General features: G+C 64.0%; 9 protein-coding genes. 5 read left to right on the top strand and 4 right to left on the bottom strand.

Going from position 1 to position 11,012, the window contains the following annotated elements; translation table 11 throughout:
- The coding region (locus EOA60_RS05770; RefSeq protein WP_164899200.1) for an NAD-glutamate dehydrogenase domain-containing protein at window positions 1–3,102 on the bottom strand (3,102 nt) is incomplete at its 3' end.
- Between the two features lie 125 nt (window positions 3,103–3,227).
- Between EOA60_RS05770 and EOA60_RS05765 the strand changes: the two genes are divergently transcribed.
- The 3 genes from EOA60_RS05765 to EOA60_RS05755 all read left to right on the top strand — a co-directional run bounded on the left by EOA60_RS05765 (window position 3,228) and on the right by EOA60_RS05755 (window position 5,296).
- Entirely contained in the window at window positions 3,228–3,791 is a 564-nt protein-coding gene (locus EOA60_RS05765; protein WP_127239475.1) for a peroxidase-related enzyme, read from the top strand.
- A 192-nt stretch (window positions 3,792–3,983) separates the two neighbouring features.
- Complete coding sequence (locus EOA60_RS05760; RefSeq protein ID WP_127215287.1) at window positions 3,984–4,307, top strand: hypothetical protein; 324 nt, start codon at window positions 3,984–3,986, stop codon at window positions 4,305–4,307.
- Between the two features lie 362 nt (window positions 4,308–4,669).
- Window positions 4,670–5,296, top strand: coding sequence for a DUF1062 domain-containing protein (locus tag EOA60_RS05755; RefSeq protein ID WP_067324929.1), 627 nt, complete (start codon window positions 4,670–4,672; stop codon window positions 5,294–5,296).
- A 56-nt stretch (window positions 5,297–5,352) separates the two neighbouring features.
- Here the strand turns inward: EOA60_RS05755 and typA are convergent, their stop codons facing one another.
- Window positions 5,353–7,182, bottom strand: coding sequence for a translational GTPase TypA (typA, locus tag EOA60_RS05750; RefSeq protein ID WP_067001463.1), 1,830 nt, complete (start codon window positions 7,180–7,182; stop codon window positions 5,353–5,355).
- 193 nt (window positions 7,183–7,375) lie between these two features.
- On the opposite strand from typA, the gene EOA60_RS05745 reads away from it, so the two are divergent.
- Entirely contained in the window at window positions 7,376–7,660 is a 285-nt protein-coding gene (locus EOA60_RS05745) for a hypothetical protein (protein ID WP_245475361.1), read from the top strand.
- 97 nt (window positions 7,661–7,757) lie between these two features.
- Here the strand turns inward: EOA60_RS05745 and EOA60_RS05740 are convergent, their stop codons facing one another.
- Window positions 7,758–9,332, bottom strand: a complete 1,575-nt coding sequence (locus EOA60_RS05740) for an alkaline phosphatase (protein ID WP_095824170.1) — start codon at window positions 9,330–9,332, stop codon at window positions 7,758–7,760.
- Window positions 9,333–9,468: 136 nt separating this feature from the next.
- Window positions 9,469–10,752, bottom strand: a complete 1,284-nt coding sequence (locus EOA60_RS05735; RefSeq protein WP_095799700.1) for an MFS transporter — start codon at window positions 10,750–10,752, stop codon at window positions 9,469–9,471.
- 78 nt (window positions 10,753–10,830) lie between these two features.
- Here EOA60_RS05735 and EOA60_RS05730 point away from each other — a divergent pair.
- On the top strand, window positions 10,831–11,012 hold a 182-nt coding region (locus EOA60_RS05730), incomplete at its 3' end, for a helix-turn-helix domain-containing protein (protein WP_164899199.1).

Here is an 11,012-nt window from a genome sequence, read left to right as displayed (position 1 = left end):
GTCATAGTCCTGCCACGACGAGCGCGGCAGCGCGAACATGCGCTGGCGCTCGGCCAGCGAGGCCGCCATGTCCGGGTCGGGGTCGATGAAGATGTCGCGGTGGTCGAAGGCGGCGATCAGCTTGGTTGCCGGTGACAGGAGCATGCCGTTGCCAAACACGTCGCCCGACATGTCGCCGACGCCGACGACCGTGAAGGGCTCGGTCTGGATGTCGCGGTTCATCTCGCGGAAATGCCGCTTCACCGCTTCCCAGGCGCCCTTGGCGGTGATGCCCATCTTCTTGTGGTCGTAGCCGGCCGAGCCGCCGCTGGCGAAGGCGTCGTCCAGCCAGAAATTGTGCGTCTCCGAAATGGCGTTGGCCGTATCGGAGAAGGTCGCCGTGCCCTTGTCGGCGGCAACGACGAAATAGGGATCATCCTGGTCGCGCCGCACCACGCCGGCCGGCGGGATGATGCCGTCGACACCGATATTGTCGGTGATCGAAAGCAGGCTGGAGACGAAATTCTTGTAGGCCGAAGTGCCGGCCTCGAAGATCGCGTCGCGGCCGGCGCTCATCGGCAGTTTCTTCGGATAGAAGCCGCCCTTCGCGCCGACCGGCACGATGACCGCGTTCTTGACCTGCTGCGCCTTGACCAGACCCAGCACCTCGGTGCGGTAGTCCTGGGCGCGGTCAGACCAGCGCAGGCCGCCGCGCGCCACCGGGCCAAAGCGCAGATGAACGCCCTCGACCTCCGAGCCGTAGACGAAGATCTCGCGCCAGGGGCGGGGCGCCGGCAGCCCGTCGACCGCCTGCGAATCCAGCTTGATCGCCAGCGACTGTCCTTTGTCTTTCGTATCGGCAACGAAATGATTGGTGCGCAGCGAGGCTTCGATCAGGTTGAGATAACGACGGATGATGGTGTCGTCATCAATGTTGGGCACCTCTTCCAGCGCGTCCTTGATCTTGGCCTTGAGGTGCTTGGCGGCGACCACGCCCTCGGTCTCGGCCGTCGGGCCAAGGCGGGCAACGAACAGCTGATGCAGGCCGCGCGCGATCTCCGGATAGCGGTTGAGCGCGGCGGCGATGAAATCCTGGCTCTGCGGGATACCGGCCTGCTGCAAATAGCGGCCGTAGGCGCGCAGGATCGTGATTTCGCCCGACCAGAGACCCGCGGTCTGGGCAAGGCCGTTATAGCCGTCATTGTCGACGTCGCCGCGCCAGACCGACAGGAAGGCATCCTCGAACAGCGCACCGTCGCCGAGGTCGATCGGCTTGCCGTAGCTGTTCTCCAGCTCCATGTCGTGGATGAACACCATGCCGGAGGCTTCGTCGCCAACCTCGAAGGTGCGCTCGCTGATGACGCGGAAGCCGATATTCTCCAGCACCGGCACGCGCCGCGACAGCGCCACCGGACTGCCGTGGTGATAGATCTTCAGCGCCGCCTGGTGCGGCTTCTGGTCGGCATGGCGGTAATAGTCGATGGCGATTGGATTGGCCGCATCGATCCTGGCGATGCGTCCTGCATCGGCCAGCGCCACGGCCGGCGAGAACGAATCGCGATAGCTTTCCGAAAAGCGCGAGGCAATTGCCGTAAGCGTTGCATCGGCGCCCGATTCCGACACTGCTTCGCGCAGCGCATCGTCCCAGGTGCGCACGATGTCGCGGATCGCTGCCTCTATCGTTGCCGGCTCGACCTTCGGCGTCTTGCCGCCGGAGCGGCCGATGATGAAATGCACACGCGCCAGCCCGCCTTCTGGGAAGGCCGGATAATATGCCGACAGCCGGCCCTGAAATACTGTCTTCAGGTAGGTGCCGATCTTCTCGCGCACGACGCTGTCGTAGCGGTCGCGCGGCACGAAGACGAGAATCGAGACGAACCGGTCGAACTGATCGACCCGCACCAGCGCCCTGACGCGCGGCCGTTCGATCAGTCCGAGGATGGCTTCGGCGTGCTTCCTGAGGATCGGCACCGGAACCTGAAACAGCTCGTCGCGCGGATAGCTCTCCAGCACGTTGATCAGCGCCTTGCCGGAATGGTCATGTGGATTGAAGCCGGACTTGGCGATGACCGTCTCGGCCTTCGAGCGCAGATAGGGGATCTTCATCACCGAACGCGTGTAGGCGGTCGAGGTGAACAGGCCTACGATGCGCAGCTCGCCTGAAAGCACGCCCTTGGCGGTGTAGGTTTTGACGCCGATATAGTCGAGATAGATGCGCCGGTGCACCAGGGACTTGGCATTGGCCTTGGTGACGATCAGCGGTTCCGGCCCATGCAGGAAGGCGCGGATCTCCGGCGTTGTCGACACCGCCTCGGTGCCGCGCCTGAGAACCAGGACGTCGGGATCCGCGAGGATGCCGAGGCCGGGTTTGTCGGCGCGCTCCAGCATGCCGCTCTTCTCGCCGCCGGTGTAGTTGAACTCGCGCATGCCGAGGAAGGTGAAATTGTCGTCTCGCAGCCATTCGAGGAAGGCGATCGCCTCGGTGACATGCGCCTTGTCGAGCGGCACCGGCGCGTAGCGGAATTCCGAGATGGCCTGATCGAGCCGGGCAAGCATCGGCTTCCAATCGGCGACGGCGGCGCGCACCTGGTCCAGCAGCTTCTTCAGGCGGCCGGCCAGGGCTTCGGCCTGATCCGCCGAAAGGCGGCCGATATGGACGTGGACGACGCTCAGCCGGTCATGGCTGGTTTCGCCCTTGACGGAGCCGCCGTCTCCGAGGATCTCCTCGATGCCGCTCTTGCCGTGCCGGACGACGATGACGGGATGGGTGACCAAAAGCGGCTCGCCGGCGCTCTCGGTGATCTCGCCGAGGATGGAATCGAACAGGAACGGCATGTTGTCGTTGACGACGGTGATGACCGTCATCGGCCGGCCCTGGCGCGTCACGCCGGAATCCACGTCTATGGCAATGATGCAATCGCCCTTTCTGTGCCTGGCGACCGCCCGGCCGGCGAGATCGGCGGCGCGTTCGAGGTCGGCGACGTCATAGGCGGCGATGTCTTCGGCCGGCGTGCGGGCGAGGAGATAGTCGGCGAGCCTGCCGGGCTTTTCGCCTGCCCTTGCCGCGCCTCCTTTTGCCGGACTGGTTTTTTTCGGCTGGCTTGCGGTTTTCAGGCTGGCCATGATGTGAAGTCCCTCCCGTCACATGCTTTTGGGTCTATGGTAGCAGATGAGCGCTATTTGGCGACAAAGGTTTGACGACGCTTTAAGAAAATCGAACCGACGCTCACCCTGCGAGGAGAACGGATATGACCGACAGGATTACGGCGCTCGACCTGGCCCGGGCGGAGCTGAGCGAAGCGACGAAGGCTTATTTCGCCAAATGCGAGGAAAAGCTCGGCCTCGTGCCCAACGTGCTTCTGGCCTACGCCTTCGACGAGAAGAAGCTGCGCGCCTTCACCGACATGTACAACGACCTGATGCTGGGCGAGTCCGGCCTGTCGAAGCTGGAGCGCGAGATGATCGCGGTCGCCGTTTCCTCGATCAACCAGTGCTACTACTGCCTGACCGCGCATGGCGCGGCGGTGCGCCAGCTTTCCGGTGAGCCCGCGCTTGGCGAGATGATGGTGATGAATTTCCGCGCCGCCGGCCTGCCCGAGAGGGAGACGGCGATGCTGGAATTCGCGGTCAAGCTGACGGAGGAGCCGGCCAAGATCGTCGAGGCCGACCGCTCCGCGTTGCGACAGGTGGGCTTCAGTGATCGCGACATCTGGGACATCGCCTCGACTGCCGCCTTCTTCAACATGTCGAACCGGGTGGCCGCCGCGGTCGACATGCGACCGAACCCCGAATACCACGCCATGGCAAGGTGAGGCTCACCGGCCTCACATTAGCAACGTCGAATTTCTCGTTGCCCGCCCCGCCGTTTGGGTCGATGATCAACGATTGCGGTTAGCCCGCATATCGGATTGCGGCGTAGCCGCATATCGGATTGCGGCATAGCCGCATACCGCCAGGCGGCGCTGCCGCATCCCGGCTCGACGCTGCCGAAAAGGGAGGAGAACATGGCGAAATTTCTCTATGTCTATCACGGCTCCGGCAAGATGCCGACCGACGAGGCCGAGCGCAAAGCCGCGATGGATGCCTGGACCGGCTGGTACGACAAGCTGGGTTCGGCTGTGATCGACGGCGGCAATCCTGTCGGCATGTCGAGAACGGTGCTGCCCGGCGGCGTGGTCGAGAACAATGGCGGCAGCAATCCAACCGCCGGCTACACGATCGTCGAAGCGAAGGATATCGACGATGCCGTCGCCAAGGCAAGGGATTGTCCGATCCTGATGAACCCGGCCTTCAGCGTCGAGGTCGCGCCGATCATCGAGATGATGTAGCGCCAAAGCGCCCGAAGGTCGTCACAGTGAAACACGGCGGGCGGCATACTCGTCTTGCCCGCCCGCCGTCGCACGGCTAGAAGAGCCGATCCTTCCCGATTTCGAGTTTCACTTTGCCTCAGTAAACGCCGGTCTCGTCTACTCCCCGAAAGCACGCGCAGGCGCGCTTTGGCGGCGCCTGCATCATTTCATGTGTTCTTCAGGCGGCGGCTCGAGACCGGTTTGGCATTGCTGAGCCGCCGTCGCGCAATTGCGCGGGCGCCTGATTTTCAACCACTACAGCCTTTCGCCACACCGTGCCCGCATGGGCATCTCGGACATTGCCGCGCTGACGGACTTCCCGACGGGAAGGGCCTATCGGCATGTCTCGAACTTTGCGCATTCGCTGGGTGGTCGCGCCCGCAGTCGCGCCTCGACCTCTCATCAACTGCAATCGCTGCGGCGGCGTCAAACCTTACCAATGCAGCGGAAAGTTCCGCGTCAACGCCAACGGCAAGCGCATCGATGCCTGGCTGATCTATCGCTGCACCGACTGCGACAATTCCTGGAACCGAACCATTTTCGAGCGATGCAACCGTCGCGACATCGCACCGGCGCTGATGGCTGCACTGGAGCGCAACGATCCGACGCTGGTCCGACACTATGGCTTCGATGCCGTGGCGCTCAGAAATCGGGTCGGGCGGATCGAAGAATCTCCCGAAGTCACGGTGCGAAAGGAGCCGCTGGATGGCAGGCCGGAAGGCGCGACGGCGCTTTGGCTTGAGCTTCGGCTCGATGCCGCAACGCCCTTGCGGCTTGACCGCTTGCTCGCCGGCGAGCTCGGCATCTCCCGGTCGAGGCTGCAGGCCTGGGAAGCGCGGCGGTTGCTCGCTATCGAACCGTGCGGCGCCAAAGCCCTGCGCAGGCCGGTGCGCGACGGCATGGTGGTACGCGTCGACCTCTCCGGCGAGACCGGCCGTGACGCTGTCGTTTCGGCCGCATGTGCATGAAGTGAAAAGAGAGGGAGCGATGCCCCCTCCCTTGAGTAACTGCCTGGGCTAAAACCCTACGCCGCGCCCATCACCTTGGCCGACTTCTCGAAGCGCTTGCGCTCGTTCGGGTCGAGATAGAGCTTCCTGAGCCGAATGGTCTTCGGCGTCACCTCGACCAGCTCGTCGTCCTGGATCCAGGCCAGCGCGCGTTCCAGCGTCATGCGGACCGGCGGCGTCAGCTTCACCGCCTCGTCCTTGCCGGCGGCGCGGATGTTGGTGAGCTTCTTGCCCTTCAGCACGTTCACTTCCAGGTCGTTGTCGCGGGAATGGATGCCGATGATCATGCCCTGGTAAACCTTGACGCCCGGATCGATGATCATCGGGCCGCGGTCCTCCAGGTTCCACATCGCATAGGCGACCGACTCACCCTGTTCGTTGGAGATCAGCACGCCATTGGTGCGGCCGGGCAGCTCGCCCTTGTACGGCTCATAGGCATGAAACAGCCGGTTCATCACGGCGGTGCCGCGCGTGTCGGTCAACAGCTCCGACTGGTAGCCGATCAGGCCGCGGGTCGGCGCATGGAAGACAAGGCGCTGGCGGTTGCCGCCGGAGGGGCGCAGCTCGACCATCTCGGCCTTGCGTTCCGACATCTTCTGCACGACCACGCCGGCGTGCTCCTCGTCGACGTCGATGACGACTTCCTCGACCGGCTCCAGCAACTGGCCGTCATCGCCCTTCTGCATGACGACCCGCGGGCGCGACACGGCGATCTCGAAGCCTTCGCGGCGCATCGTCTCGATCAGCACGGCAAGCTGCAACTCGCCGCGACCGGAGACGAAGAAGGAATCCTTCTCCGGCGATTCCTCGATCTTGAGCGCCACATTGCCTTCGGCCTCGCGCAGCAGCCGGTCGCGAATGACGCGGCTGGTCACCTTGTCGCCCTCGGTGCCGGCAAGCGGACTGTCGTTGACCAGGAAGGACATGGTCACCGTCGGCGGGTCGATCGGCTGCGCATGCAGCGGCTCGCTCACGCTCGGATCGCAGAAGGTGTCGGCGACGGTGCCCTTCGACAGGCCGGCGATGGCGACGATGTCGCCCGCCTGGGCTTCCTCGATCGGCTGGCGCTCGAGCCCGCGGAAGGCGAGGATTTTCGAGATTCGTCCGGTCTCGATCTGCGTGCCGTCATGGTGCAGCACCTTGACCGCCTGGTTGGGCTTCAGCGAACCGGACTCGATGCGGCCGGTGATGATGCGGCCGAGGAACGGATTGGCTTCGAGGATCGTACCGATCATGCGGAACGGACCGGGATGCACCGTCGGCGCCGGCACATGCTTGACGACGAGATCGAACAGCGGCGCAAGGCCCTGGTCTTTCGGGCCTTCAGGATTTTCCGACACCCAGCCGTCGCGGCCCGAGCCGTAGAGGATCGGGAAGTCGAGCTGTTCGTCGGTCGCATCGAGCGCCGCGAACAGGTCGAACACCTCGTTGACCACCTCGATGTGACGGGCGTCCGGGCGGTCGATCTTGTTGATGACGACGATCGGCCGCAGACCTACCTTCAGCGCCTTGCCGACGACGAATTTGGTCTGCGGCATCGGCCCTTCGGCGGCGTCGACGAGCACGATCGCCGAATCCACCATCGACAGGATGCGCTCGACCTCGCCGCCGAAGTCGGCGTGTCCGGGCGTGTCGACGATGTTGATGCGGGTGCCCTTCCAATCGACCGAGGTCGCCTTGGCCAGGATGGTGATGCCGCGTTCTTTTTCGAGGTCGTTGGAGTCCATGGCGCGCTCGGCGACGCGCTGGTTTTCGCGGAAGGCGCCGGACTGTTTCAGGAGTTGGTCGACGAGCGTGGTTTTCCCATGGTCGACATGCGCGATGATCGCGATATTGCGGAGGTTCATTGTCTGGTCTCGGGAGCGTTGCAGGCAGCAGGCCCGAAAGCGCCGCCTTTTTCGTTGGGCGGCTCATACAAGGTTTTTCGCAATTGCGAAAGGGGAGGCCCCGCCCCAAATAAATGGTCACTGATTCTTAAACGTCTTGGTGTGAAATGATTCTGTTAACCAAGGCGGAACCTTTGAGGGGCCGGGCAATTTCATGTTCATGACCGATCAGATGTCCAGATTGCGTCCGGTTTTCGCGTGGGCAGCGCTTGGCGTGCTTGTTGCGGCTGGCGCCGCGCAGTCGGCGGCTGCCCTGAGAGAAGCTGACCCCTCGCCCCCTGATGCCAAAACCGCGCAGCAGATGTTTGCCGACGCCCCGGACGGGGTCGACCCGATCGTCACCGGCCCGGTCAGCGCCGCATTCAAGCAGCGCCAGAAGGCAGCCAACTGCGACACCGCCGTCTGGCCGAGCATTCCCGCGACCTGCTATCCGGATTAATATTGCGACGGCTATCGACAAAGGTAGCACTCCGGCACACCCTCCTCTGCCGTGACGGACAGTCCGACAGGACAGAGAGGGTTGCCTGGCGCCGACCCTAAGCCGACCGCACCGGATCGAGCGTGACCTTGTAGAGCTGGTTGTCGTCGCGATCCATCAGCCGCACCGTTAGTTGCTCGGTGGCGCCGGAAATGTCGACCAGGCCGAAGAACTGCAGGCCCGCTGATGGCGGCAGGTTCTGGCCCTGCTCGGCGCTCGGCGCCTTGATGAACTTCAGCTCGGGCCCGAAGGTCATGTCGAGATCGTTGGGACCGAAGGTGCCGGCGTGGATCGGGCCGGAGACGAATTCCCAGAACGGGTTGAAATCCTGGAACTGCGCCTTGTCTGGATTGTAGTAATGCGCCGCCGTGTAGTGGACGTCGGCGGTCAGCCACACCGTGTTGGTGATCCCGGCGGTCTTGATGTAGCGCAGCAGGTCGGCGAATTCGAGCTCGCGGCCCTTCGGCGCGCCATTGTCGCCGTTGCTGACCGCCTCGGCTCCGACCTTTTTGGCCGCGTCGTTCCAGACGACGAGGCCGAGCGGCATGTCGGCGGCGATGATCTTCCAGGTCGCCTTGGAATTCGCCAGCTCGCGCTTCAGCCACTGCGTCTGCTGCTCGCCGAGCATGCGCGACTTCGGCGTCAGCGTGTCCTCCATGTCGGGGCCGTTCGGGCCGCGGTAGGAGCGCATGTCGAGGAAGAACACGTCGAGCAGCGGCCCGTGGGCGATCTTGCGATAGACGCGTCCCGGTTCCGAAGGCTCGTAGCGGATGGTCGTCATTTCATGGAAGGCGCGCGCCGCTCGGGCCGCCAGCACATGGATGGATTTTTCCGTGTAGCGGTTGTCGGCCGTCAGGTCCTTCGAATCCGACCAGTTGTTCACCACCTCGTGGTCGTCCCACTGGTAGAAGGTCGGGCAGATGGCGCTAAGCGCGAGCACGTGCTTGTCCATCATGTTGTACTTCCACTGGTCGCGATATTCGTCCAGCGTTTCGGCGACCTTGCGCTTGCCGTCGATCATGACGACGTTCTTCCACTTGCCGCCGCCGGGCAGGTCGACCTCGTCCTTCATGGCGCCGTCGGCATAGATCGTGTCGCCGGAATGGAGGAAGAAGTCAGGCGTGTGCTTGGCGATGGTGGAGTAGGTCTTCATGCCGGTCTCGTCGATGCCCCAGCCCTGGCCGGCGGTGTCGCCCGACCACGCGAAGCGCACGTCGCGCTTCGACGCCGGCGCGGTGCGGAAACGGCCGACGATCGGCTCGGAGATGGCGTTGATGTCGGAAAGATCGGCGGCCGTCATCCGGAAGAAAATGTCCTGGTCGGCGGCGAGGTCGGTGAGCAGCCGCTTCACCGTATAGTCGCTGGCGGGCGAGGTATCGAGCGGCGCCAGCCTGACGGCGTCGGCGAAGCTTTCGGTGGTCGACACTTCGTACATCACGCGCGCCGGCCGGTCGGTGCGGGTCCAGACCATGCCGGAGGTGGCGTCGATATCGCCGGACTGGACGCCGTGGGTGAAGGCCGGGCGCTGATTGGCGCGCGAATAGTAAGGCAACGCGAGTCCGGAGGCGCCGACTAGGCCAAAGGCGCTGGCCGAGGTGACGAAAGCGCGGCGGGTTAACGAGAGCTTGTTCATGGCTGTCTCCGGATGGCGTTGAACGGGACCGCCAACCTCCGGCCTCAATGTTTCAGGCGCATATCGGAACCATGAAATTTTGATAACAGGTCACAGCTCTCCCCTTCTCCCCTTGCGGGAGAAGGGGAAGTCGCGCTTACGCCGCCTGCGGTTCCGGCTCAAAAGCCGGCTTGCTCGTGTTGATCAAGAGCGAAATACAGGCCGCGGCTATGCCGGTCATGCCGGCGATCAGGAAGGCAAGCTCGTAATTGCCCTGCAATTCGCGCATCGTGCCGCCGAAGGCCGCCGCCGCCGCGGCGCCCACTTGGTGGCCGGCGACGATCCAGCCGAACACGATCGGGCCGCTGCGGTCGCCGAAAGCTTCGTTGGCGAGCCTGAGCGTCGGCGGCACGGTGGCGATCCAGTCGAGCCCATAGAGCACGGCGAAGATGATCAGGCTGACGGCCGAGAAGCCGGAATAGGGCAGATAGATCAGCGACAGGCCGCGCACGGCATAATAGACGCCAAGCAGCTTGCGCGGATCGAAACGGTCGGTGAGCCAGCCGGACAGCGTCGTGCCGATCAGGTCGAAGATGCCCATCATCGACAACAGCCCGGCTGCCTGCACCTCGCCGATGCCCATGTCGCCGCAAAAGGCGATGAGGTGCGTGCCGACGAGGCCGTTTGTGGTGAAACCGCAGACGAAGAATGTGGCGAACAGGTACCAGAACACCCTGGTTCCCGCGGCACGGCGCAACGTGTTCAGCGTATGCGCCAGGAAATTGCCTTGCGCGGCCGGCGACACCGGCGGCACGTCGTCGGCATCGGCGCCATAACGCACCTGGCCGATGGAAGCCGGGCGCTCCGGCACCAGCAGAAAGACCAGCGGCACGAGAGCCGCCGTGGCAATGGCGATGGCAACGGCGACCGGCTTCCAACCTCCCGACTGAGCCAACGAGGCGAGCAGCGGCAGGAACACCAGCAGGCCGGTCGCGCTCGAGGCGGACATCAGCCCCATCACCAGGCCGCGATTGGTCTTGAACCAGCGATTGACGATGGTGGCGCCGAGCACGGTGGCGACCGCGCCCGAGCCGATGCCCGAAAATACCCCCCATGTGAGCAGCAGATGCCACGGCTTGGTCATCAGCAGGCTGAGCGCTGTGGAACCCGACATGATCAGCAGCGCGGCAAGCAGCGTGCGGCGTAGCCCGATCCGCTCCATCAACGCCGCGGCAAACGGCCCGGTGAGGCCATAGAGGAAGATGCCGACAGCGGCGGCAAGCGAGACGACATCGCGCCGCCAGCCGAAGCTCTCTTCCAGCGGCAGCATCATGACCGCCGGCGCGGAACGAAGCCCGGCGGCGATCAGCAGGCAGAAGAAGATGACTGCGACGACGACGAAGGCGTAGCGCTGGCCAAAGGGACGGGAATGAGCTATCATGTTACTGACCGGTACGTTGCAATGGAGCGGCGCCATTCATACGTACCGGTCAGTAACAATGTCAAGCGAGTTTGTTGAATGCCATCGGACAATAAAATTGAAGCGTCGATCAGCGGAGCCGGCACGGCACCGGCGCCGAAGGCTGCCGACAAGATCCTCGACGTGGCGCGCGATCTGTTCTATCGCGAAGGCATCCGGGCGATCGGCGTCGACGAGATCGTCAGGCGCGCCGGCGTCACCAAGCCCAGCCTGTACCGGAC

The organism is Mesorhizobium sp. M1A.F.Ca.IN.020.06.1.1 (assembly GCF_004023265.1).
Classification (GTDB): domain Bacteria; phylum Pseudomonadota; class Alphaproteobacteria; order Rhizobiales; family Rhizobiaceae; genus Mesorhizobium.
This window is presented reverse-complemented; position numbering and strand designations above follow the sequence as displayed.

Coding starts and splice junctions, on each gene's coding strand:
- EOA60_RS05765 (WP_127239475.1), top strand. CDS start 3,228: ATGACCGACAGGATTACGGCGCTCGACCTGGCCCGGGCGGAGCTGAGC.
- EOA60_RS05760 (WP_127215287.1), top strand. CDS start 3,984: ATGGCGAAATTTCTCTATGTCTATCACGGCTCCGGCAAGATGCCGACC.
- EOA60_RS05755 (WP_067324929.1), top strand. CDS start 4,670: ATGTCTCGAACTTTGCGCATTCGCTGGGTGGTCGCGCCCGCAGTCGCG.
- typA (WP_067001463.1), bottom strand. CDS start 7,182: ATGAACCTCCGCAATATCGCGATCATCGCGCATGTCGACCATGGGAAA.
- EOA60_RS05745 (WP_245475361.1), top strand. CDS start 7,376: ATGTTCATGACCGATCAGATGTCCAGATTGCGTCCGGTTTTCGCGTGG.
- EOA60_RS05740 (WP_095824170.1), bottom strand. CDS start 9,332: ATGAACAAGCTCTCGTTAACCCGCCGCGCTTTCGTCACCTCGGCCAGC.
- EOA60_RS05735 (WP_095799700.1), bottom strand. CDS start 10,752: ATGATAGCTCATTCCCGTCCCTTTGGCCAGCGCTACGCCTTCGTCGTC.